Source organism: Alloyangia pacifica (assembly GCF_900116195.1).
GTDB lineage: Bacteria > Pseudomonadota > Alphaproteobacteria > Rhodobacterales > Rhodobacteraceae > Salipiger > Salipiger pacificus.
Window position 1 is genome coordinate 130,440 of the sequence record NZ_FOZW01000007.1, and the last position, 23,561, is coordinate 154,000.

Annotated in this window: 20 protein-coding genes and 1 tRNA gene; 14 read left to right on the forward strand and 7 right to left on the reverse strand. The window is 67.9% G+C overall.

Features of this window, described 5'->3' with window-relative positions; translation table 11 throughout:
• The first annotated feature begins 35 nt into the window (after positions 1 to 35).
• The 6 genes from BM397_RS15785 (at position 36) to BM397_RS15810 (ending at position 5,931) form a co-directional block, all read left to right on the forward strand.
• A complete protein-coding gene (locus BM397_RS15785) occupies positions 36 to 836 on the forward strand; it encodes a uroporphyrinogen-III synthase (protein WP_092425795.1) in 801 nt (266 codons plus the stop codon).
• 13 nt (positions 837 to 849) lie between these two features.
• Complete coding sequence (locus BM397_RS15790; RefSeq protein WP_176806693.1) at positions 850 to 2,466, forward strand: COG4223 family protein; 1,617 nt, start codon at positions 850 to 852, stop codon at positions 2,464 to 2,466.
• 18 nt (positions 2,467 to 2,484) lie between these two features.
• Positions 2,485 to 4,056 carry a heme biosynthesis protein HemY gene (locus tag BM397_RS15795; RefSeq protein WP_092425797.1) on the forward strand — a complete coding sequence of 524 codons (1,572 nt, stop codon included), beginning with the start codon at positions 2,485 to 2,487 and terminating at the stop codon, positions 4,054 to 4,056.
• A 45-nt stretch (positions 4,057 to 4,101) separates the two neighbouring features.
• Positions 4,102 to 4,177, forward strand: a tRNA-Thr gene (locus tag BM397_RS15800).
• Between the two features lie 666 nt (positions 4,178 to 4,843).
• Positions 4,844 to 5,218 (forward strand): CidA/LrgA family protein, encoded by a 375-nt coding sequence (locus BM397_RS15805; protein WP_092425799.1) that lies wholly within the window; start codon positions 4,844 to 4,846, stop codon positions 5,216 to 5,218.
• The gene (locus BM397_RS15810; protein ID WP_092425802.1) at positions 5,215 to 5,931 is read left to right on the forward strand and encodes an LrgB family protein; all 717 of its coding nucleotides are present in this window, start codon (positions 5,215 to 5,217) and stop codon (positions 5,929 to 5,931) included. Before BM397_RS15805 ends, BM397_RS15810 begins: the two co-directional genes overlap by 4 nt.
• 31 nt (positions 5,932 to 5,962) lie before the next feature.
• Here BM397_RS15810 and kdsA read toward each other — a convergent pair whose 3' ends face one another.
• From kdsA to BM397_RS15825, 3 genes are read right to left on the reverse strand one after another with little or no spacing between them, the layout of a single operon-like run.
• Entirely contained in the window at positions 5,963 to 6,784 is an 822-nt protein-coding gene (gene kdsA / locus BM397_RS15815; RefSeq protein ID WP_092426214.1) for a 3-deoxy-8-phosphooctulonate synthase, read from the reverse strand.
• Between the two features lie 17 nt (positions 6,785 to 6,801).
• Positions 6,802 to 7,590, reverse strand: coding sequence for a 3-deoxy-manno-octulosonate cytidylyltransferase (locus BM397_RS15820; RefSeq protein WP_092425804.1), 789 nt, complete (start codon positions 7,588 to 7,590; stop codon positions 6,802 to 6,804).
• A complete protein-coding gene (locus tag BM397_RS15825) occupies positions 7,587 to 8,540 on the reverse strand; it encodes a KpsF/GutQ family sugar-phosphate isomerase (protein WP_092425806.1) in 954 nt (317 codons plus the stop codon). Before BM397_RS15825 ends, BM397_RS15820 begins: the two co-directional genes overlap by 4 nt.
• Before the next feature lie 544 nt (positions 8,541 to 9,084).
• Here BM397_RS15825 and BM397_RS15830 point away from each other — a divergent pair.
• A complete protein-coding gene (locus BM397_RS15830; RefSeq protein WP_342707619.1) occupies positions 9,085 to 9,936 on the forward strand; it encodes a Hint domain-containing protein in 852 nt (283 codons plus the stop codon).
• A gap of 52 nt (positions 9,937 to 9,988) precedes the next feature.
• Here the strand turns inward: BM397_RS15830 and BM397_RS15835 are convergent, their stop codons facing one another.
• Positions 9,989 to 10,666 carry a ZinT family metal-binding protein gene (locus BM397_RS15835; protein WP_092425811.1) on the reverse strand — a complete coding sequence of 226 codons (678 nt, stop codon included), beginning with the start codon at positions 10,664 to 10,666 and terminating at the stop codon, positions 9,989 to 9,991.
• A 208-nt stretch (positions 10,667 to 10,874) separates the two neighbouring features.
• On the opposite strand from BM397_RS15835, the gene BM397_RS15840 reads away from it, so the two are divergent.
• Complete coding sequence (locus BM397_RS15840) at positions 10,875 to 11,309, forward strand: GNAT family N-acetyltransferase (protein WP_245696101.1); 435 nt, start codon at positions 10,875 to 10,877, stop codon at positions 11,307 to 11,309.
• A 6-nt stretch (positions 11,310 to 11,315) separates the two neighbouring features.
• Here the strand turns inward: BM397_RS15840 and BM397_RS15845 are convergent, their stop codons facing one another.
• Complete coding sequence (locus BM397_RS15845) at positions 11,316 to 11,816, reverse strand: SH3 domain-containing protein (RefSeq protein ID WP_092425813.1); 501 nt, start codon at positions 11,814 to 11,816, stop codon at positions 11,316 to 11,318.
• Positions 11,817 to 11,922: 106 nt separating this feature from the next.
• On the opposite strand from BM397_RS15845, the gene BM397_RS15850 reads away from it, so the two are divergent.
• From BM397_RS15850 to BM397_RS15860, 3 genes are all read left to right on the forward strand, one after another.
• A complete protein-coding gene (locus tag BM397_RS15850) occupies positions 11,923 to 12,909 on the forward strand; it encodes a 2-hydroxyacid dehydrogenase (protein WP_092425815.1) in 987 nt (328 codons plus the stop codon).
• Positions 12,910 to 12,944: 35 nt separating this feature from the next.
• Entirely contained in the window at positions 12,945 to 13,799 is an 855-nt protein-coding gene (gene rfbD / locus BM397_RS15855) for a dTDP-4-dehydrorhamnose reductase (protein WP_092425818.1), read from the forward strand.
• A 141-nt stretch (positions 13,800 to 13,940) separates the two neighbouring features.
• Positions 13,941 to 14,864, forward strand: coding sequence for a hypothetical protein (locus BM397_RS15860; protein ID WP_143015385.1), 924 nt, complete (start codon positions 13,941 to 13,943; stop codon positions 14,862 to 14,864).
• 168 nt (positions 14,865 to 15,032) lie between these two features.
• On the opposite strand, the gene BM397_RS15865 is transcribed toward BM397_RS15860, so the two are convergent.
• On the reverse strand, positions 15,033 to 16,598 hold the full coding sequence (locus BM397_RS15865; protein ID WP_092425822.1) for a 2-isopropylmalate synthase: 1,566 nt from the start codon (positions 16,596 to 16,598) through the stop codon (positions 15,033 to 15,035).
• Between the two features lie 334 nt (positions 16,599 to 16,932).
• Between BM397_RS15865 and BM397_RS15870 the strand changes: the two genes are divergently transcribed.
• Positions 16,933 to 19,908, forward strand: coding sequence for a type I secretion protein (locus BM397_RS15870; protein ID WP_092425824.1), 2,976 nt, complete (start codon positions 16,933 to 16,935; stop codon positions 19,906 to 19,908).
• 51 nt (positions 19,909 to 19,959) lie between these two features.
• Here BM397_RS15870 and epsE read toward each other — a convergent pair whose 3' ends face one another.
• A complete protein-coding gene (gene epsE, locus BM397_RS15875) occupies positions 19,960 to 21,171 on the reverse strand; it encodes an exopolysaccharide biosynthesis GT4 family glycosyltransferase EpsE (RefSeq protein ID WP_092425826.1) in 1,212 nt (403 codons plus the stop codon).
• A 152-nt stretch (positions 21,172 to 21,323) separates the two neighbouring features.
• Between epsE and BM397_RS15880 the strand changes: the two genes are divergently transcribed.
• Together BM397_RS15880 and BM397_RS15885 are read left to right on the forward strand one after the other, a co-directional pair.
• Positions 21,324 to 22,190 (forward strand): glycosyltransferase family 2 protein, encoded by an 867-nt coding sequence (locus BM397_RS15880; protein ID WP_092425828.1) that lies wholly within the window; start codon positions 21,324 to 21,326, stop codon positions 22,188 to 22,190.
• The gene (locus BM397_RS15885) at positions 22,190 to 23,557 is read left to right on the forward strand and encodes an oligosaccharide flippase family protein (protein ID WP_092425830.1); all 1,368 of its coding nucleotides are present in this window, start codon (positions 22,190 to 22,192) and stop codon (positions 23,555 to 23,557) included. The genes BM397_RS15880 and BM397_RS15885 overlap by 1 nt, the downstream gene beginning before the upstream one ends.
• Positions 23,558 to 23,561 lie beyond the last annotated feature (4 nt).

The following is a 23,561-nucleotide window of genomic DNA, read 5'->3' on the forward strand; positions in this document are numbered from 1 at the left end:
CCTCACAATCCCGGCCCGACACTCGCGGAGCAAGGATGCCAGTTTCCCAGCCCTTCCTGCTGCTCACCCGGCCTCGTGCGGCCTCCGAGCGCTTTGCCGCGGAGCTGGCGGGCGCGGGCGTGACCGGCTTCGTGCCGCTTGTCAGCCCGCTGATCGAGATCGAGACCACCGGCCCGCTGCCGGAGATGGCGGGGATCACTGGGCTGGTCTTCACCTCGGCAAACGGCGTGCGGGCCTATACCGAGCTGGGCGGGCCGGTTCTGCCCCTGTGCTATGCGGTTGGCGAGGCCACGGCGCGCGCGGCGCGCGACGCCGGCCTCGCGCCGCGGGTGGCGCAGGGTGACGCCGAGACGCTGCTCGCGCTGGTTCTGTCCGAGCGCCCCGGGGGGCGGCTGCTGCACCTGCGCGGCACCCATGCGCGGGGCGATCTGGCGGCGCGACTCACCTCCGCCGGGCAGCCCTGCGCCGAGGTCGTGGTCTACGATCAGCCGACTCGCCCGCTCTGCGCGGCGGCAATCTCGGCCTTGCGCGGGCAAATCCCGGTCGTTGTGCCGCTTTTTTCACCGCGCAGCGCCCGGATTTTCGCGGTCGCAGCCCGGAACGTTAACGCTACCGCGCCGCTTTTCGCCGCATATATGAGCGCGGAGGTGGAAGCGGCCCTCTCCGACCTCTATGTTCACGACTCAGAGATTGTTTTGCGACCCGACGCCGGGCTGATGCGTAAGTCGGTGGAAAAGCTCCTAGAATGCGCGCGGTCGCTTGTGGATCGCGGCGGGTCCGTGAAAAGTTATGGAAGTGACGCAGGGTCCGCTGAGGACCCGCGAGCGACAGATTGAAAGGGTGGACCGCGTGGCCGACAAGAAGAAGCCTCTAGACGCCAAGAAGCAGCCGGACGGGGACAAGCCGGAGGAGGGCAAGGTCCCCGGGGCTGACCCCGCCGGGACGGAAACGCCTGACACCGGCAAGCCCGAGACTGGCAAGCCCGAGACTGGCACGCTCGAAGCCGGGGCGACCCCCGAAGAGGCATCCGATCAGGACGCGCCCGACTCCGGGATGCCGGAGACAGTTCCCGCTGATGCCGAGGACACGCTGGGCGACGAGGTCAAGAACGCCGCCGGGGCCGAGAATCTCGAGGCCGAGGACACGCTCGCCAAGGAAGATGCCGGAGACGAGACCCCCGGAGAGGGCGATACGCTGATGGGCGCCGAGGGCACGGACACGCTGTCCACCGAGGACTCGCTCGCCAGCGCCGAGGCTGACGACACCTTCGCGTCCGAACCGGCGAACTCGATGGAATCGATCCACTCCGTCGGAGAAGCGGTGGAACTGGACAGCGAGGCTGATGTCGGCAAGGACGCCGATACGCTGATCGCCGAGGGCGATGACACTGTCGCGGCGGGTCCCGATACGGCCGGGCCTGTGGTTGCAGGGGCTGCCGTACCCATGCGCGAGGTGGTCCGCGAGACCGTGGTCGAACGCAAGGGCGGCTTCGTGCCCGTGGCGTTGGGGGGCATCGTCGCCGCGGCGCTCGGCTGGGGCGCGTCGAGCTACCAGTCCGGCAGTTTCCCCTTCGGCGACGGCGGCGCGCAGTTCGAGGCCGAGACCTCCGCCGCGCTGGCGGCGCAGTCCGAGCAGATCGACACGCTGAACGGCACGGTCGCCGAGACTGCAGCGCAGGTCGGCGGCATCGACCTCTCGGGGCTGGAGAGCTCCGCCGCCGATCTCGGGGCACGGATGCAGGCCGCCGAAGGCTCGGCGGCGACGCTGACCGAGCAGGTGGCGCAGCTGCAGACCCGTATCGAGGACATGCAGAACCAGTGGCTGTCGGAATCGGTGTCGCCCGAGGCGATGGCTGCCTATGAAAAGGCGCTGGCCGACGTGCGCACCGCGATCGAGACGCAGCGCGCCGAGGTCGAGCAGATGACCCAGGAAGCGATGCAGGCCCGCGAGGCGGCCTCGGATCAGGCGATGGTCGCCGAGTCGCGCTCGGCGCTCGCCGATGTGGAAACCGCGCTGCGCGACGGCGCGCCCTATGCCGCTGCGATCCAGACCATGCAGGAAAATGGCGTCGATGTGCCCGGGGGGCTCAGCGACCCGGCGGGCGACGGCGTGCCGACCCTCTCTGCGCTGGAGGCGGAGTTCCCGCCCGCCGCGCGCGATGCGCTCTCGGCCGCGCGCCGCGCCGAGTCGACCAACGAGGACACCGCCAGCCGCGTCACCACCTTCTTCGCCAATCAGCTTGGCGCGCGCTCGGTCGAGCCGCGCGCGGGGGATGACCCCGATGCCGTGCTGTCGCGCGCCGAGGCGGCGCTGCGCTCGGGTGATCTCGGCACCGTGCTGAGCGAGCTCGCGGCCCTGCCCGAACCGGCGCAGGCCGAGCTGGCCGATTGGATCGCCCGCGCCGAAACGCGCAAGGCGGCGCTCGACGGCGCCGATGCCGTTGCACAGACACTGAACCAGAACTGAGGGTAAGGGATCGTTTTCATGCTTTGGTCACTTCTGAAAATCGTTCTCTTCGTCGCCGCCGTGGCGGGGCTGACCCTCGGGGCCGGCTACCTGATGGAAAGCCAGGGCGGCGTGCAGGTCACCGCCGGCGGGATGGAATTCACCCTTGGGCCGCTGCAGTCGGTGATCGCCGCCATCGTGCTGGTCTTCGTTCTGTGGGTGGTCTTCAAGCTGGTATCGCTGCTCATCGCGGTGCTGAAGTTCATCAACGGCGATGACACCGCGCTGTCGCGCTATTTCGACCGCAACCGCGAGCGCAAGGGCTACCAGGCCATGTCCGAAGGCCTGCTGGCGCTGGCCTCTGGCGAGGGCAAGCTGGCCATGGCCAAGGCGCAGAAGGCCGAGCGCTACCTGCACAAGCCCGCGCTGACCCAGCTGCTGACCGCGCAGGCCGCCGAGATGACCGGCGATAGCCGCAAGGCCGAAGAGGTCTACAAGGCGCTCATCACCAATGAGCAGACCCGCTTCGTCGGCATCCGCGGGATGATGAAGCAGAAGCTGGCCAAGGGCGATACGGACACGGCGCTGAAACTGGCCGAACGCGCCTTTGCCCTCAAGCCCAAACACGAGGAAATCCAGGACGTCCTGCTGCAGCTGCAGGCCTCGAAGCATGACTGGCAGGGCGCGCGCAAGACTCTCTCGGCCAAGCTCAAGCACGGGGCCCTGCCGCGCGACGTCTACCGTCGCCGCGACGCGGTGCTGGCGTTGTCGGAAGCCAAGGACATCATGGATGAGGACAAGCCGATCGAGGCCCGCGAGGCAGCGATCGCCGCGTCCAAGGGGTCGCCCGACCTGATCCCCGGGGCTGCCATGGCGGCACGCTCCTACATCGCGCAGGACAAGCCCAAGCTGGCGACCCGCCTGCTGAAGAAGGCCTGGTCGGTGCAGCCGCATCCGGACCTCGCCGCAGCCTTCGCCGAGATCGCCCCCGACGAGACGCCGGCGGCGCGGATGAAGCGCTTCGGCACGCTCACCTCGGTCAACCCCGGGCATCGCGAGACCAAGCTGCTGAAGGCCGAGCTGGCGCTCGCCGCCGAGGATTTCCCCGAGGCGCGGCGCGCCGTGGGCAACCTCGCCGAGACCGATGCCGATGCCCGCGTGCTGACCGTCATGGCGGCCATCGCCAAGGGCGAGGGTGCCGAGGAGCCGGTGGTGCGGGGCTGGCTGGCCAAGGCCCTGCTGGCGCCGCGCGGCCCACAGTGGGTCTGTGACAAGTGCAACCACGTGCATGCCGAGTGGGTGCCGGTCTGCGGCAACTGCGAAGGCTTCGACACACTGAGCTGGCGCACCCCGCCGCAGTCCGACGTCGCCCCCGCCGGGGCCGAGATGCTGCCGCTGATCATCGGCTCGCTCGAGGACCGCGGCAAGGGCGCGCCGGAGGCCGCCGACGAGGCTCCGGAGGTGCTGACGCCGACGCCGAAGCCGGGCGCGGAGACAGAGGTCAGTGCCGAAGCTGCAGCCGATCCGAAGGCAGACGTGCCCGACGCCGAAACCGTCGAGGACACGGTGGCGGGTGGCGAGTCGAACCGCGAACCCGAGAAGGCAAAATAGGCCTTTTCCTGCGGCGGCCCCGATGCTAAGAGGCCGCCCACCAGTGCCGCTGTAGCTCAGCTGGTAGAGCACGTCATTCGTAATGATGGGGTCGGGGGTTCGAGTCCCTTCAGCGGCACCACGTTTCCCCGGGAGCACTTCCTGAGGTCGCATAAGAAAAAAGGCCACCCCGCGCGGGTGGCCTTTTTCGTTCTTCAAAAATGAACTGCGAAATTGCAGCGCCGACGGACCTCTTATTTGTTGCCCTTCTTTTCGTCTTGTCCCAGTGCAGACGCGGCAAGCGTCTTTATCTGAGCTTGAGTGGGCTTAACTTTGCCGCTGAGAACTTTGCTCGCGAGAGTGGAGGTCTTGGATGTAGTTTGTTTTTTAGCCATTTGAGGCTCCATCAGAAGTGGTTAATGGTAGGCCCGGCTTGACTTCATGACTCCGAAGTGGGAAAAACCCGTTGTGAAATCACAAATCGTAGCCGGACGCGGTTACTTGCCTTTGATGCCGCTGGGAGTGCGAATCCCAGCGGCATTTCTGTATCTACCTGATCAGACTCAAAAAATCTAGATGCGTGTAGTGCACTATGATCGACCTGTTGGGAGTTACCCAATATAAGGTGGCATTCGAGCAGGTGAAGCTAGGTATGGTATCACTACGAATTGGTGTAGTGATCACAATGTTATCTATTCCAGTAACGCGGTTCCAAGTGAGGTCCACTTTCGGTTTGCGAAGACGCTTCCGCCTGCATGTAGGTCAGTCTTAAGTTGATCGCAGCTGCCACCGCAAAGAGGTTCGCCCCATGCCCAGCGTCGTCTCCGGAATCATCACCCTCCTGCTCTTCCAGCTCTGCGGTGAGGTGGTCTCGCGCATGTTCTCCCTGCCGCTGCCCGGGCCGGTGCTGGCGATGGTGGCGATGGTCATCGGCATGGCGCTGTCCGAGCGGCTGCTGGCGCTGATCCGGCCGGTGGCGAGCTTCCTGCTGCAGAACCTCTCGCTGCTCTTCGTGCCGGTGGGCGTGGGGGCGGTGGCGCGGCTGTCGGACCTATCGGCGCATGCGCTGGCCATCGGCGTGTCGCTGATCGGCTCGACCCTGCTGGCGATCTGCGTCGGCGCGCTGACCTTCGAGTACGTGGCGCGGCTCACCGGCAACGTCGACGAGGAGGAGGAGGCATGACCGACCCGCTGCTGATCTGGTCCTACCTCGAGAGCGGGCCGCTGCTCTGGCTCACCGCGACCCTGGTCGCTTATTGGATCGGCGACCGCATCTTCCGCCTGTCGCGTGGCAAGCCCTGGTTCAACCCGGTGCTGCTGTCGGTGATCGTGCTGGGCGGCCTGCTGCTGGCAACTGGCACGCCCTACGAGACCTATTTCGAGGGCGCGCAGTTCGTCCACTTCATGCTCGGCCCGGCGACCGTGTCGCTGGCGCTGCCGCTGCATGCCAACCTGCGGCGGGTGCGCAAGGCGGCGCTGCCCATGGCACTGGCGCTGCTGGCGGGCTCGCTGACGGCAGTTGTCTCGGCGCTGGGGCTTGCGTGGCTGCTGGGCGCGGACTTCGGCCTTCTGGCCTCGCTGGCGCCGAAATCGGCGACCGCGCCGGTGGCTATCGGCATCTCGGAGAAGCTCGGCGGCGATCCGGCAATGACCGCGGTGCTCGTGTTGCTGACCGGGATGATCGGGGCGATCGCGGTGACGCCGATGCTGAACGCGCTCGGGCTGCGCGACTGGCGCGGGCGCGGCTTTGCCACCGGGGTTGCGGCGCATGGCGTGGGCACCGCGCGGGCGCTGCAGGTCAATCCCACCGCCGGGGCTTTTGCCGGGATCGGCATGGGGATGAACGCCGTGCTGACCGGCCTGCTGGCGCCGCTGGTGCTGCAGCTCTTCCGCTAAAGAGAAGGGGGCCTCGCGGCCCCCCTCGAAATCAGGCTTCCTTGGCCACCTCGTCGAGCGCGCGCAGCTTGGTCAGCAGCGCGCCGAGTTGGTCCACCGGCACCATGTTCGGCCCGTCCGAGGGGGCATTGTCCGGGTCCTCATGCGTTTCGATGAAGACCGCGGCGCAGCCCACGGCGACGGCGGCGCGGGCGAGCGTGGGCACGAACTGCCGCTGGCCGCCCGAGGAGGTGCCCTGTCCGCCCGGCAGCTGCACCGAGTGGGTGGCGTCGAAGACCACCGGATAGCCGGTTTCCGCCATGATCGGCAGCGAACGCATGTCCGAGACCAGCATGTTGTAGCCGAAGCTTGCGCCGCGCTCGCAGAGCAGCAGGCGCTCGTTGCCGGTGCTGGCGATCTTGGAGGCCACATTGGCCATGTCCCAGGGCGCGAGGAATTGGCCTTTCTTGACGTTGATCGCCGCGCCGGTCTCGCCGGCGGCGAGCAGCAGGTCGGTCTGGCGCGACAGGAAGGCGGGGATCTGCAGGATGTCGACCGCCTCGGCCACCGTGGCGCATTGCTCGGCGGTGTGGATGTCGGTGAGCACCGGCACGCCGAACTCGGCACCGATCTGCGACAGGATCGACAGTCCCGCCTCCATGCCGATGCCGCGCTTGCCCGAGAGCGAGGAGCGGTTGGCCTTGTCGAAGCTGCCCTTGAACACCCAGGGGGTGCGGGCGGCCTCGGCGGCCTCGGCGATCTTCTCGGCCAGCATGCGGGCGTGCTCGAGGCTTTCCAGCTGGCACGGGCCGGCGATCAGCGCCAGCGGCGCGTCATTGGCGAAGGTGACGGACTTGACGGCGACGGGTTTCATGGTGGGCTTCTGGGCGGTCATGCGATGCCTTCCTTCTTCAGAACGGCCTCGATGCGGGCCACGTCGACGGGGTTGTTGAGCTCCCAGAACACCCTTCCGCGCGCTTCGACGGGCACGCAGGTGACGGTGCCGCCGTTCTCCAGGAAGCGCAGCTGCTCGAGCCCCTCGGCGCGCTCGATCGGCCCCTCGGGCCAGGCGGCGTAGCGGCGCAGAGCGTCCGGGCGGTAGCCGTAGACGCCGACGTGGTGCCAGACCTCGGGCGGCGTCTCGAGGTTGCCGACGTAGGGCAGCACTTCCTTGGAGAAATAGAGCGCGGTGCCGTCGGCCCGCATCACCGCCGTGGTGCCGCCGACGCGGCCGGCGTGGCGGTCGGTGACGAAGTTCGCCAGCGTCTCGGGATCGGTCTTCAGCACCGGGGTGGCCATCTCGACCTTGGGGTCCTGCATGGCGGCGATCAGCGCTTCGATGAACCACGGCGGGGTCAGCGGCGCATCGCCCTGAAGGTTGATGACGATCTCCGGCTCACCGGACAGCTGCGCCACGCCCTCGGCGCAGCGCTCGGTGCCGTTGCGCGCCTCGGAAGAGGTCATCAGCACCTCGGCGCCGAAGCCCTTCGCGGCCTCGGCGATGCGCTCGTCGTCGGTCAGCACGTAGACCGCCGAGACGCCCTCGACCGTCAGCGCGGCTTCCCAGGCGCGCTGGATCAGGCTCTTCTTCTCGCCGGTGGCGCCGGCCAGCTCGACCAGTGGCTTGCCCGGATAGCGGCTCGAGGCATAGCGGGCGGGGATGAAGATGACCGCGCTCATGCGACACCTGCCCGCAGCGCGTCGTGGATATGCAGCAGCCCGACGAGGCGCTCGGCCTCGTCGACCACCAGAAGGACCGTCCGTTTGTTCGCGTTGAGCACGCCGAGTGCCTCCGTCAGTAGCGTTTCGGGGCGGGTGACCATCGGGCCGGGCGTGGCAACCTCGCCCGCGCGGCGCTCCAGCAGCCCCTCCATGTTGCGGCGCAGGTCGCCGTCGGTGATGATGCCTGCAACCTGGCCGTCCGTCACCACTGCGGCGACGCCGAAGCCTTTCTGCGACATGACCACAAGCGCCTCACTCATCGGGGTGTCGGGGTTGACCACGGGCAGCTCGTCGCCCTTGTGCATCACCGCCGAGACCCGCAGCAGCGCCGCGCCGAGCGAGCCGCCGGGGTGGAAATGCGCATAGCTGTCGCGGCCGAAGCCGCGGTTGCTCATCAACGCCACCGCCAGCGCGTCGCCGAGCGCCATGCACAGCGTCGTCGAGGTGGTCGGCGCCATGCCGATGGCGCAGGCCTCGGGGGCGTCGGGCAGCAGCAAGATATGGTCGGCGGCGCTGGCCAGCGTGCTTTCGGCGCGCTTGGTGATGGCGATCATCGGGATCGAGAAGCGCGCGCAGTAGCCGATCATGTCGGCGAGCTCGCGGGTCTCGCCGGAATTGGAGATCAGGATCACCGCATCTGCCGAGGTGATCATGCCGAGATCGCCGTGGCTGGCCTCGCCGGGGTGGACGAATTGCGCCGGGGTGCCGGTGGAGGCAAGCGTGGCGGCGATCTTTGCCGCGACATGGCCGGACTTGCCCATGCCAGAGACGATGACCCGCCCGCGGATGTTCAGCAGCAGCGCGACCACGGCGTCGAAATCGGCCGGAAGCTCGTCCGAGAGGCGCACCAGCGCCTCGGTCTCGGTGGCCAGCACCTTGCGGGCGATGTCGGAGGGGGTTTCGGACATTGGGATCCCTGATCTTGAGCTGTCCGCGTGTTATCCCGCAATCGCGATCTTGTCCAATGGCGCAGGCTGGCGGGGCCGGGGCGCGCCTGGGTGTCGCGCATCAGCGTCGACTCGGGCCGAGAGTGGCGCCCGAGCTCTGCCTACTCTGTCGCCTTTTTGACACCACTGCACCCGATGGTTGCATCGCTTTCGATTTGGCTCCGTTGTCGCAAGAAACTGACACAAATTGGGTCAGATGACGGGCTTGATATCGTGTCTTTGCCGCTATGACAGCCGCCTGCGGCTTGGTATCTTGAAATCAGCATACAAGAAGAAAACGAGAGCAGGATTTCAGGACATGACAACGGCCTTGCATGGCACGTTTGTCGTCTCTTGGTCGCAGACGCGCATAGATGGCCTCAAGGCCGCACCGCCGTCCTCCCTGCAAGTCGGGGCCCGCTGGGCCTGGAATGGTGACGTTGTAAGGGTTGATGGGCTTGTGGGCCCGTCGGAGCGAGACCGGGGAGACGGAGAAGCGGCGCGTCGCAGACGCGCGGCCGCCCAGGTGCGCCTCCTGGTCGGCGAGGCGCTGGCCGGATCGGCTGCGCCCGGCATGGTGCCCGGTACGCTGGACGCCGGATTCGTCGTTTCGGACGGGCTGAAGAGCTACACCGTGACCCGGATCGACATTGCCGACAGCCCGCGCCCGCTGCTGATGTTCCTCGACGACGTGCCGCCGCCGGGCCGGGACCTCTGGGTCGTGCATACCGCCGGTGGCATGAGCCTGCGGGCCGAGCAGGGACGTCCGGACGGCGGCGGGGTGATCTGCTTTGCAGTGGGGACGCGCATCCTGACGTCGCGCGGACAGGTCGCGGTCGAGACCCTGCGCGAGGGCGACATGGTGCAGACCAAGGACGACGGCCTGCAGCCGGTGCATTGGGTCGGCAGCCGCCGGATGAGCGGCGCGCGGCTGCATGTGCTTCCCGAGCTGCGGCCGGTGCGCATCAGGGCCGGCGCCTTCGGCATCGAGCGCCCGGACGATGAATTCCTCGTCTCGCCCGAACACCGGATGCTGATCCGCGGCGCGGTGGCGCGGTCGCTGTTCAACACCGACGAGGTGCTGGTCGCGGCCAAGCACCTGGTGAATGGCTCGACCATCTGCCGCGACCTGCGGGTGCGCGAGGTGACCTATGTGCACCTGCTGCTGCCCCGGCACGAGATCGTCTTTGCCAACGGCGTCGAGACCGAGAGCTTCCACCCGGCGAACACCGCGCTTTCGAGCCTCTCCGACGTGGACCGCGCCAGGCTTCTGGCGCTGCTGCCTGGTGTGGAGCTGCGCCCGACGGACTACGGCGCGCATGCGCGGCGCAACCTGACGGCGCGGGAATCGGCGCTGTTGATCCGGCAGGCCTCCTGACCCTGAGGCGGGCGCGCCTGCAACGCCCGCCACCGTTTTTCATCAGCCGTGCTCAGTGCGCCAGCATCTCGTCGACGATCTGCGACCCGCTCAGGTCGGACGGGTAGTAGGTCGGCCAGTTGGTGACCTCCTCGAGCAGCGCGGCGCGGTCATCGCCCCAGTAGAGGTGATAGTGGTCGGCCTCGGCCGGGGCGATGCGGTGGTCGCTGAACTGGATGAAGGCGGGCGCCTCGGCGTCGCCCGCGGTCTTGGCGAAGATGTAACGCACGCCGCGGTTGCCCTTGGCGTAGGTCAGCACCTCGTGGCCGTCGCTCTCGTAGGTGCCCGAGACGACCTTCCCGCCCTCATGGAAGCTCACCTTGTCGCCCGCGATGGTGAGCCGGTCCACCTCGGTGGCGTAGCCGACCTCGTAATAGGCGGTGTAGGCCTCTGCGCTCTTGTCGCCGCTTTCGGCCTTGTGCGCCATGACCGGCGCCAGCGTGCCGTCCCGCAGCAGCGGGTAGACCGACTGCCAGTCGCCTTGCCAGTCCGAAAGCGGACGCGCGGCGATCTGGGCGTCGTCGAAGTATCCCTTGTAGATCGCGTCGTCGCCGTGATCGTGCTCGTGGGCATGGTCATGCGTGTGCTCATGAGCGTGGTCCTTGGAGCTTTCCGCCTGTGCGGCGGATGCGAGGGGAAGCGCGATGGCAAGCGCGAGGGCTGCAATCAGTCCGGGGAAATCTGTCGTCATCTTTGTTGGCCTTTCCAAGACGCATCAGTGATTCTGTTATGTAATAACATTGCATAATGCGATAGCGGAGCGCGACGCCGAGCACAACCGGCTGCGCGGCGACGCCGGGAGGCCACCTGAGATGACCGGCAGAAAGGGCAGCGGCCGTTTGCCGTTTCCGCGTGCGGCACGCATGGCTAAAGAATGGCGGAGCCAAAGGACCGAACAGATGACCCTCATCCACCGCCCTGCCGTGCCGGAAGATGCGCCCCGGCTCGCCGAGATTCGCGCCAAGGCGATGCGCCCCAGCCTTGAGGCGCTCGGGCGCTACGACCCGGAGCGTGCGCGTCGCCGGTTTCTCGATGGATTCGTGGCCTCGGACACGGTGGTGCTGCTGCACAGGGCGGAGATCGCCGGCTTCTACGTGCTGCGGCAGCGGCCGGGCGAGCTATACCTTGATCACCTGTACCTTGCCGAGGGGGCGCGCGGCCTCGGCCTCGGGCGGAGGGTGATCGGCCGGCTACAGCAAGAGGCGCGCGCGGCTGGCCTGCCGATCCGGCTCATGGCGCTGAAGGGAAGCCCGGCCAACGCCTTCTACCGCGCCTGCGGTTTCGAGCCCGTTGGCGAGGAGGCGTTCGACATCCTCTACCGTTGGCAGCCCTGAGCGGGTCTATTCGAGAATCTCGTCCGGCCCGACGCCCCAGACCGCGGTCTTGGGAGCCCAGCCCGCGTAGCCGCCGGCGGACAGCTCGCACCAGTCCTTCTCGCAATGCTCGAGATGGGCGATCACCCCGATCGCCAGCTTCGCCTCGACGGGCGTGGCGGGATCGGGACGCTGGTGCAATTCGAGCATGTCCTCCTCGATCAGCACCGTGCGCACGCCCGAGAGCAGCGCGTAGTGGATCCAGCCGCCGACACCGTCCTTGTCCCGCACCCGGCGCCAGTGGCCGTATTCGGCGGTGATCTCCAGCGGCATGTCGCGCCGCTTGTAGACCCAGTCGATGCGGTGGGTGAGCGAGGGGCCGCGCCGGGCGTTGCCCTCGCCGGTCTTGAGTGAAACGTAGCGCGGAAGCGGCAGGTTGGTGACCGGCCCGCGCTCCTCGGCCGCCTGCGCGGCCGTGCCGCAGAGCAGGGCGGCAAGCAGCCCCGCCAACACAGAAGTCCTGACCATCGTGTCTGTCCTGCTCGAGATTTTACGCCGGGGTTCTTGTGCCCCGTGCATGCTTGCGACAGTGTGCCAAAGCGAAGAGCGTAAGGAAAGGGAGGCCCTGACCGGAATGCCGCAGAAACGCCTGACTGTTGTCGTCACGCGACGTTTGCCGGAGGTGGTTGAAACCCGCCTTAGCGAGCTTTTCAACGTCAAACTGCGCACCGACGACCTCGCGATGACTCGCGCGGAATTGACCGCAGCGATGGCCGAAGCCGACGTTCTGGTGCCGACTCTGACCGATCAGATCGACGCCGGGCTGATCGCCCAGGCCGGTCCCCGGCTGAAGCTGATTGCCAACTATGGCGCGGGTGTCGACCATATCGACGTGGAAACCGCCCGGGCGCGGGGCATCATGGTGTCGAACACGCCCGGGGTGATGACCGACGATACTGCCGACATGGTGATGGGGCTGATGCTGGCGGTGATGCGCCGCATGCAGGAGGGGCTCGCCACCATGCAGGAGGGCAACTGGGCCGGCTGGGCACCGACCGCCTTCCTCGGCACGCGGCTCGGCGGAAAACGGCTCGGCATCCTCGGGATGGGGCGGATCGGCCAGGCAGTGGCGCGGCGCGCCTCGGCCTTCGGCATGCAGATCCACTACCACAACCGCCGCCGCCTGCGCGACGAGACCGAAGAGGCGCTGGAGGCCACCTATTGGGAGAGCCTCGACCAGATGGTGGCGCGGATGGACGTGGTCTCGGTCAACTGCCCGCATACGCCGTCGACCTTCCACCTGCTGAACGCCCGGCGGCTGCGGCTGATGAAGCCCTCGGCGGTGCTGGTCAACACCTCGCGCGGCGAGGTGATCGACGAATCCGCGCTGACCCGGATGCTCAAGGCGGGTGAGCTGGGCGGGGCCGGGCTCGACGTCTACCAGCACAAGATCAAGGGCAACCCGGACCTGGTGAACATGCCGAACGTGGTGATGCTGCCGCACATGGGCTCGGCGACCCTGGAAGGCCGGATCGAGATGGGCGAGAAGGTCATCATCAACGTCAAGACCTTTGCCGACGGGCATCGCCCGCCGGACCAGGTCGTGCCGGCGATGCTCTGAGCCCGACCCCGACACACTGACTACATGGATAAAAGATGCGGATACTGATGTTAGGCACCACGGGGCAAGTGGCGCGCGAGGTGCAGCGCCGGGCGCCGGTGGTGGCGCTGGGGCGCGACGAGGCCGATCTGACCGATCCGGCCGATTGCGCCGAGGCGGTGCGGGCCGAAGCCCCCGACGTGGTGATCAACGCGGCCGCCTATACCGCCGTCGACCAGGCCGAAAGCGACGAAGTCACCGCGGCGCGGGTCAATGGCGAAGCCCCCGGTGCCATGGCGCGGGCCTGCGCCGACCTCGGGATCCCCTTTATCCATATCTCGACCGACTACGTCTTCGACGGCACGGGCGATCAGCCCTTTGCCCCGGACGCGCCGACCGGGCCTCTGGGGGCCTACGGGCGCACCAAGCTGGCAGGTGAGGAGGCGGTGCGTGCCGCCGGCGGCCCCCATGCGATCATCCGCACCTCCTGGGTGGTCTCGGCGCATGGCAAGAATTTCGTGAAGACGATGCTGAAGCTTGGGGCCGAGCGCGACCGGCTGACCATCGTCGCCGACCAGATCGGCGGGCCGACCCCGGCGGCGGACATTGCCGAGCTCTGCCTCGCCGCAGCCAGCCAGCTGATCGCGGACCCGTCGAAGTCGGGCACCTATCACCTGTCGGGCGGTCCCGATGTCAGCTGGGCCGACTTCGCCCGCGAGATATTTGCCCAGGCCGCCATCACCTGCGAGGTGGTGGATATCCCCACCTCGGAGTTCCCGACCCCGGCGAAGCGCCCCGCCAACTCGCGCATGGACAACAGCGCGACCGAAGCCGCCTTCGGCCTGCCACGGCCGGATTGGCGCGTCGGCCTCGCGGCGATCCTCAAGGAGCTGCAGGCCGGTCAGGACTGAGGGCGCTCCTTGGGAGCGGAAACCGTCAAGTTCATGTAAAAAAGTGGGAAATGTCCGCTTTGCGGCCATGATCCCGCGCCGCTTCCGCCGCTCCTTCGCGCCAATGTGCCCCCATCGCAACGGAGCGAATGAGGGTAACCCATGGAACGGATACAGGAACGCGGCCTGTGGTCCTTGCAGGCCTTGGGGATGGGCAACGGCGTCCATCACTACGATACGGCACAGGATCTGGCGCTCGTGGATGCCGGTCTCGCGACCGGCGCCTTCGGGTACGAAGGAAGTGAGGCCCGCAACGCGGTCCATTACGACACGCTCGACGAAGCCCGGCTGGAATCGCTCTACAGCGAGGATGCTCTGGCGCACGAGCAGGAAGCGCTCTCGCAGGGGCGGAAATCGAAGCTGGCGCTGCTGCGCGGTGAGGCGGACGGCAGCGTCCGGGGGCTGCGCAATGCGGTGATCAGCATCGGCCATTGGTTGGATCTCGACCATGCCCCGGAGGATGCGGCGGCGCCTTCGGTGGCGAGCTACGCGGATAGCTGGCGGATCGGCTGGGCCGAGCGCCTGCCGCAAATCATGCAGCTTTCGGTCGATGGCCCGCTCGAGGAGATGGGGCTCGAGAAGAACGGGAATGTGCCGCAGCGCGAACCTGTGTCCGACCCCCTCGGCGACGGCAGCGCCGCGCTGTTGCATGAGACGCAGCCCGAGGTCGCGCAGCTCGATGCTGGAGAGCAGGTGTTGTCGGAGCAAGGACGCGCCTTTCTCGCCGGGATGATGTCCGAGGAGGACGAGCCCGAGGCCTTCATCTTCGCCGCACCGGAGCCGGCCACCGCCTTCGTGCGGGGCGCATCCGCCCATGACGCGCAGCTCGATCTGGCGCAGCAGGAGGTGATGTTTGTCGAAAGCCAATATGCCGCGCTGCACGGTGCGCTCTACGATGGCGACCGGGCCGCGAACTGGCAGACGGACGATGCGGAAGACAACGACAGCATTTTCGCGCCGCATGCTGGCTCGGAGCGTCACGCGCAGGACGGCCACCTGCACGGCTACGAGGGGCATTTCGCCTGAGCGGGCCCCCTAATCGGCCCCCTAATCGGCCCTGTCTTCGGCCCGGATGCCCGGCTTGGGGGATGAAGAATTTCTCCGCCCGCCCAGGGGAACGAGACGACGAAAAAGCAAGAAGCCCGCTCCTTCCAGAGCGGGCTTCCATTTGTTCAGCCGCAGCTGCGGAGTTCGTCAGCCCACGTCCTTGTAGCTGATTTCCTTCTGGTCGGTGCCGGTCTTGCTGCGGCGCACATGCAGGCGGTTGAGCGCGTTCACATAGGCTTTGGCAGAGGCGTAGACCGTGTCGGTGTCCGCCGACTGGCCGGTGGCGATCTTGCCATCCTCTTCGAGGCGCACAGATACCGTGGCCTGCGCGTCGGTGCCCTCGGTCACGGCGTTCACCTGGTAGAGCTGCAGACGCGCCGAGTTCGGGTAGAGCGCGCGCACTGCCTTGAAGGTGGCGTCGACCGGGCCATCGCCTTCCATCACGCAGGATTTCTCTTCGCCGCCCACTTCCATCTCGAGCGTCGCCTCGGCCGGACCGCCGGTGCCGCAGACGACCTTGAGCGAGACGATCTCGAGGTGATCCGCGCCATCGGTCATCGCTGCCGTCACCAGCGCGAGGATGTCCTCGTCGAAGACCTCTTTCTTGCGGTCGGCGAGGTCCTTGAACCGCACGAAGATGTCCTTGAGCTGGTTGTCACCCACATCGACGCCGAGGTCCTTGAGCTTGGCGCGCAGCGCGGCGCGGCCCGAGTGTTTGCCGAGCGGCAGCGAGGTGCCCGCGAGACCCACGTCTTCGGGACGCATGATCTCGAAGGTCTCCTTGTTCTTGAGCATGCCGTCCTGGTGGATGCCGGACTCATGCGCAAAGGCGTTCTTGCCGACGATCGCCTTGTTGAACTGCACCGGGAAGCCCGAGACCGTCGCGACGCGGCGCGAGATGTGCATGATCTTCTTGGTGTCGATATGCGTCTCGTAGGGCATGATGTCGCCGCGCACCTTGAGCGCCATGACCACCTCTTCGAGCGCAGTGTTGCCTGCCCGCTCGCCGAGACCGTTGATCGTGCATTCGATCTGCCGCGCACCGGCCTCGACAGCGGCGAGGCTGTTTGCCGTCGCCATGCCGAGATCGTTGTGACAGTGGGTCGCGAAGATGATGTCATCCGCGCCCGGCACCCGCTCGAGCAGCATCTTGATCAGGTCCGCCGATTCGCGCGGCGCGGTGTAGCCCACGGTATCGGGGATGTTGATCGTGGTCGCGCCCGCCTTGATGGCGATCTCCACCACGCGGCAGAGATAGTCATGCTCGGTACGGGTCGCGTCCATCGGCGACCACTGCACGTTGTCGCAGAGGTTGCGCGCGTGGGTCACCGTCTCGTGGATGCGGTCGGCCATCTCGTCCATGGTCAGGTTCGGGATGGCGCGGTGCAGCGGCGAGGTGCCGATGAAGGTGTGGATGCGCGGACGGTTGGCGTGTTTCACCGCCTCCCAGCAGCGGTCGATGTCGTTGATCTGGGCGCGGGCGAGGCCGCAGATCACCGAGTTCTTGCTGCGCTCCGCGATTTCCGAGACGGCGCGGAAGTCGCCCTCGGAGGCAATCGGGAAGCCGGCTTCGATGATGTCGACGCCCATCTCGTCGAGCAGCTCGGCAATCTCGAGCTTCTCGTCATGGGTCATGGTCGCGCCGGGCGACTGCTCGCCGTCACGGAGGGTCGTGTCGAAGATGTACACGCGGTCTTTGGCTTGGTCGGTCATTTTTCGGATCTCTTGAGTCGTCGTCCTGGAAAGGGTTCGCCGGCGCGAAACGGTCCTCCTCTGAGCGGTCGCGCCGAGATGCGCGCTCAGAGGCGGATTAGGACTAGACGCAGGCCAAGCGCAACCGGCGCGCGGAACGCACGTGCAGCAGCGGGGATATGGCCAAGGGTCATCATGGGCGCGACTATACGCAGCGGAACCGAAATGAAAACCGCAAATGCCCGCCGAATGACGGAAAGTTACGCCGCAGTGCAGCGCCGGGCTCCGCGCCGCTTGAGTGCTCGGACCGGGTGCCCATATGCTTCGGGGAAGGTATTTGGTTCAGGGGAGTTTCATGGTCGGGCGATTTCTGAGGGCGGCGCTTCTTGCCGCCGGCTGGCCCTTGGCGGCGCTCGCGCAGGAGGGCGGGAGCCCGGAGCGCGAGGTCTATGTCTTCGGCAACTCGCTGGTACATTTCCTCGGACAGGAGGCGCACAGCAACACGCCCTACTGGCTCTCGCAACTGGCGCAGGCGGATGGCGCAAGCCTTGCGCTCGATGGGCAATGGGGCTTTCTGCGCGACTTTTCGGACGGACTTCCGCCGGAGCCGAACTGGACCATTCCGGGCGTGGTGAAGGCCTGGGACCCGGGGCGCGGGGCCTTCGGCGATGCGGGCTACGACGCGGTGCTGATCACCCCCGCCAATTTCCTGCAGTACCAGGAGTCCGACGCGCCCTATCCCGGCAACAACCCCTCGGGCACCAGCCCGATGGATGCGATTCTCACCGTCGCCGACTGGGTCGAGGGCCATGCGCCCGGCACGCCGCTCTGGATCTACGAGGGCTGGCCCGACATGGCCTCGGTCGCCGGGGACTACCCGCCGTCGGCGCGGGGCATGCGGCGCTATCACGCCTACACGCTGGGGGCCTACGGCGTCTGGTATGACGATCTGCTGAGCAAGTTGCGCGCGGCGCGGCCCGAGCAGCAGGTGGCGCTGATTCCCGTGGCGCGGGCCCTGTCGGAACTGCTCGAGGAGGGCGGTCTGCTGCAGGATGTCCCGGCCGAGGCGCTCTATGTCGACGACGCGCCGCATGGCACGCCTTCGCTCTACTTCCTCGCGGCGATGGTCAGCTACAGCGCGCTCTACGGCGCGCCGCCGCCCGCCGATTACCTGCCGCCGCCCGAGATCGATCAGGCCATCACCGCCGCCTATCCGCAGATCGCCGATCACGTCTGGCAGTTGGTCTCCGAGCGTCTTCCCGAGGAGCGTGCAGAGGCGCAGGTGCCGCAGTCGGAGCCGGTGCAGCAGGTGGCGGCCGCCCCGGCGGCAGAGGAGGCTCCTTTGCCGCCCCGACCCGAGCTTGCCCTGCCGGACCCCGGCGCGCGGCCCGGCGGCGCCCCGGCGCTGGCCATGGGGCTCAACGGCCTGTCGGACTGGTCCACCCAGCATCCCTTCGTCGACCTGATGAAATCCTCGCGCCCTTGGATCGGCCACCTGCCGGGGCAATGGGGCGGGGTCGAGATCGACGCGCTGCGCGCGCTCGGGGCGCTGGATCCGGACGGCTGGCCGCTGCGCATCCCCGAGGGGGTCGAGCGGCTGGAGGCGCTGCTGCTCACCGACCAGCCCGAGGCGGCCACCCACCTGCGCGGCACCTACGTCGTGACGTGGCAGGGCAAGGGCGACCTGCAACTCACCGGCCGTGCCAGCCGGGTGCGGATGGAAGAGGGGCGGGCACTCTTCGACTATGCGCCGGGCGATGGCTCGGTCGGGGTCTCGATCTCTTCGCTCGACCCAGAGGACCCGATCCGCGACATCCACGTGGTGCGCGAGGACCAGATGCCGCTCTTCGAGGCAGGGGCGCTGTTCAACCCCGACTGGCTGGCGCGCGTCCACGACCTGCGCAGCCTGCGCTTCATGGACTGGATGATGACCAACGGCTCCCCGGTGCAGGGCTGGGACGACCGCCCGCGGATGAGCGATGCCACATGGAGCGCATGGGGCGTGCCGCCAGAGGTGATGATCGCGCTCGCCAACCAGGTCGGCGCCGACCCGTGGTTCACCCTGCCGCATATGGCCGACGACGACTACGTCCGGAACTTCGCCGAGCTGGTGAAGGCGCGGCTCGATCCGGGCCTTAAGGCCTATGTCGAGTACTCGAACGAGGTCTGGAACCACATTTTCCCACAGGCGCAATGGGCGGCGCAGCAGGCCGAGGCGCGCTGGGGCCGCTCGGAATCGGGCTGGATCCAGTACTACGGGCTGCGCGCCGCGCAGGTCATGGACATCTGGTCCGAGGTCTACGGCGACGCAGCGGATACGAGGCTGGTACGGGTGATCTCGACCCACACCGGCTGGCCCGGGCTCGAGGAGCAGATCCTCACCGCGCCGCTGGCCTATCTTGCGCTCGGCCGCGCGCCGCAGGAGAGCTTCGACGCCTACGCTGTGGCGGGCTACTTCGGCTACGAGCTGGGCGGCGCCGAGATGGCGGGGCAGGTGGACGACTGGCTGTCGCGCGCCGAGATGCAGGCTCAGGAAGACGGCGAGGCGCAGGGGCTGCGCCGCGTCGCCCTGCGCGAATACGTCAAGCGCCACAGGTTCGACGCCGCCATGCTGCCGGTCGCCATGGCGCTGCAGGAGGGCTCGCTGGCCGAGCTGACCGGCGAGATCTTCCCCTATCACGCAGGGGTGGCCGAGGCGGCGGGACTGCGGCTGGTCATGTACGAGGGCGGCACCCATGTGGCGGCGCAGGCCGAGCGGGTGCAGGATGAACGCCTGACCAGCTTCTTCGAGCAATTCAACTACAGTCCCGAGATGGCCAAGCTCTACGAGCAGCTGCTGACTGGCTGGATCGGAGCGGGGGGCACGCTGTTCAATGCTTTCGTCGATGTGGCCCCGGCCTCGCAATGGGGCAGCTGGGGCGCGCTGCGGCACCTCGATGACGCCAATCCGCGCTGGGACATGCTGATGAGCTACAACGCCACGGCCCCCACCGGCTGGGAGACGCGGGATGCCGGGACCTTCGACGACGGGCTGCTGCTGCGCGCCGGGCCGGAGGGCGACAGGCTCGAGGGCAGCGCGCGCCCCGACATCCTGCTTGGCGGCGACGGCGACGACCTGCTGATCGGGCGGGGCGGAGGCGATCATCTGCATGGCGGCGCGGGCAGCGACCGGGCGCTGCTGCCGGGGGCGCAGGGGGACTATGCCTTCTCGCGCGATGCGGCGGGGCGGCTGATCGCCGAAGGGGCAAGGGGCCGGGTCACGCTTTTTGCCGTCGAGTCGCTGAGCTTCGAGGAGGCACCCGGGGACGAGCTGCCCACCGCTGGCCTCTGAGCCGCACCTCTCTTTGAAGAGAGGTGCAAAAGCCTTCGAAGGCTTTTGACCCTACCCCTGCCGCGCGCGCAGGATTTCCTCCACCAGTGTCTCGGCCCCGAGGCTGGCGCGGAAGTTGCGCTCGATCTTGCTGCGTCCGGCTTCGGCGAGGCGTCGGGCGGTCTCGGGGTTCTGCGCCAGGTCACGGATCGCCCGGGCCAGCGCCGTCGGGTCCTTCGGCGCGACCAGCTTGCCGTCATGCCCATCGTCGATAAGCTCGCGCACGCCGCCCGCATCGGTGCCGATCACCGGCACCCCGCAGGACATCGCCTCCATGTAGGCGACGCCGAGCGGCTCGTGCCAGGAGGCCAGCACGAAGACATGTGCCGACAGCAACTTGTCGCGCACCTCGCCCGCATCGATCGCGCCTAGCAGCTTCACGTGGTCCTGCAGCCGCAGCCGTCGCAGGTGCGCCTCCAGGTCGGTGCGGTAGCCGCTGCCTCCGGCGTCATCCTCGCCAGCGATCTCCAGCCGCACGTCGACGCCCTGATCGAGCAGCTGACGCATGGCCGACATCAGGTCCTGGTGGCCCTTCACCACGTTCAGCCGCCCGCAGGAGAACAGCCGCACCGGGCGGCCGCGTTCGGGCGGCTGGTAGGGCGTGTCGCGGCGCAGCACCTCGGTGTCGACGCCCATCGGGCGGATCACCATGCGCGGCGGCAGGTTGTCCCCCAACGCCGCGTGCAGCGCATCCGTCAGCTTGCGGGTGATCACCGTGGCAAAGGCGGCGCCGCGCCATTTGACCCGCTGGCCCGGCCCGTAGTCCGACAGCGGACCATGCAGGGTCAGCGAGTAGGGCACGCCGCCGAGCCGCCGCGCCAGGTTGGCCACCAGCGCGGCGCGGGCGCAGCTGTGCACATGCACGTGGTCGAGCCGATGCGCCTCCGCATAGTCACGCAGCGCCTCGGCGGCAGAGAGCGTCAGCGCCACGTCGCGGGCAAAGCCGGGGCCCTCGCGCAGCATGTCGCCGGCGAGGCCGCGCGGCAGCAGCCGGGCCAGCGCGGCGGCGGCGGCGAACGGGCGAATCTCTCCGAGGTAGGTGGTGCGGGCGATGGCGTCCTGGGACCAGCTGTGCGCGATCAGCCCCACCGGGGGCACGCGGGTCGACAGCAGGTGAACCTCGTGGCCCATCGCCTCGAGCGCCTGTACCTCGCGCCAGTAGAAGATATGGGTCTGCCCGGGAAACTGGGGCACAAGATACCCGATCCGAAGTTTTTGCGTCACCCCATCTCCCACGCCTCGATCGGACGTTCCGGCCAATCCGTCGACAATTAAACCACACGCTGTCTCAAATCATTCTTTGGCCACAGTTTGCTGGCAATGCCACCCTGTCCTGGTGCAGGAACTAAGCATGTGTGTCGTCCTTGGTACGGATCATGGCGTCTGACGAGTCCCGGTTTTGTGGCAGCCCTTCGGTTTCGGTGATCCTGCCTGCGAGCAATGAAAGCGCGCTGATCGGCGCGTGCCTGAAGGCCCTTCTGGCCTCTGACTGGCCCGGCGACGCCCCCGGGCCGGAGGTGATCGTCGTCGCCAACGGCTGCCGGGATGACACAGCCGCCCGCGCCCGGGCTTTCGGGGATGACTTCGCGTCACGTGGCTGGAGCCTGCAGGTGATCGAGCGGACCGAGGGCGGCAAGCTCGCCGCGCTCAACGCCGGGGATGCCGTGGCCCGCGCCGGAAACCGGGTCTACCTCGACGCGGATGTGACGGTCAGCAAGCCCCTGCTCTCGCAGCTGCATGCGGCGCTGTCGCGACCCGGCGCGCGCTACGCCAGCGGGCGGCTGCGGATCACCGCCCATGGCTGGGTGGCCCGCGCCTATGCCCGGACCTGGCGGCAGGTGCCCTTCATGACGGGGGGCGTGCCCGGCTGCGGCGTCTTCGCGGTCAATGCCGAGGGCCGTGCCCGCTGGCAGGATTTCCCCGACATCATCTCGGACGACACCTTCGTGCGGCTCAGCTTCACCCCCGAGGAACGCAGCGCTGTGCCTGCCCATTACGAATGGCCGATCGCCGAGGGGTTGCCCGCGCTGGTCCGCGTGCGCCGGCGGCAGGACGCCGGGGTGGCGCAGGTCGGCGCGCTCTACCCGCGGTTGCTGGGCAATGACGACAAGCTGCCGCTCTCGGCGATGGGAAAGCTGCGCATGGCGCTGCGCGACCCGATCGGTTTTGCGGTCTACACCGGCGTGGCGCTTCTGGTCCGGATGAGCCCGCAGGCGGGCCCCGACTGGAGTCGCGGCCGGTGATGAACGCGACCCTGATCCGACGATTCTCGGGCGCCTCGCTTGGCGCGCGGGTTCTGCGCAGCTCGCTGCTGACCGTCGGCAGCTTTGGCTTTTCGCAGGCGCTTCGGCTGGGCAGCAACCTGATCCTCACCCGGCTGCTGTTCCCCGAGGCCTTCGGGCTGATGGCGCTGGTCTCGGTCTTCCTGATGGGGCTGATGCAGTTCTCGGACGTGGGGGTGACCCCGGCGATCCTGCAGAGCAAGCGCGGCGATGATCGTGATTTCCTCGACACCGCCTGGACCATCCAAGTGGTGCGCGGCGTCGGGCTCTGGCTCACCGCCTGCGCGCTGGCCTGGCCGATGGCCGCCTTCTACGACGAGCCGCAACTGCTGCATCTGCTGCCGGTGGCCGGGCTCGCGCTGCTGATCGCCGGTTTCCGTCCGACCCGCATGGACAGCGCCAACCGGCATCTGCGGCTCGGCCGGGTCACGGTGCTGGAACTGGCGACGCAGACGCTCGGGGTCGGCAGCGCCGTGCTGCTGGCCTGGGCCACGGGATCGGTCTGGTCGCTGGTGTTTTCGGGTCTGATCAGCGTGGTTTTCGAGGTGATCGCCAATTCGCTGCTGCTGTCCGGAGGCCGCAACCGCTTCCGAATGGAGCCCGAGGCGCGGGCCGAGCTGGTCACCTTCGGCAAGTGGATCTTCCTGTCGACGGTCTGCGGCTTCTTCTTCAGTCAGGGCGACAAGATCCTGATCGGCAAGTATCTCAGCCTCGACGCGTTCGGGGTCTACAACATCGGCTATTTCCTCGCTTCCTTCCCGATGCTGCTGGGCGGGATGGTGACGCGCAAGGTGCTGATCCCGATCTACCGCGAGAGCCCCCCGCGCGAGAGCCGCGAGAACTTCGCGCGGCTGCGCAAGATGCGCTTTGCCGTCACCGCGCCGCTGCTGCTGCTGGTGGCCAGCTTCGCGCTCTGCGGGCACTGGCTGGTCGATCTGATGTACGATGAACGCTATCTGGCAGCCGGGGCGGTCACGGTGCTCGTCGCCTGCATGCAGATGCCGCAGATCGTCGTGCAGACCTACGATCAGGCGGCGCTGGCGGCGGGCGACAGCCGCGCCTTCTTCGTGCTGGCGCTGGCGCGGGCGCTGCTGATGATGGGCTGCATCCTCGTCGGTCTCGAAACCTACGGGCTGATCGGCGCGCTGCTGGGCTATGGCGCGGCCTTCCTGCTGGCCTACCCGGTTGTGGTCTGGCTGGCCCGGCGCATGGGGGTCTGGGACCCGTTGCACGATCTTACCGCCGCGCTCTTCGGTACCGCTCTCGCGGCGCTGGCGATCTGGCTCAACTGGCCCGCGATCATGGCTCTGGCCGCGCAGGGCAGCTGAGTCT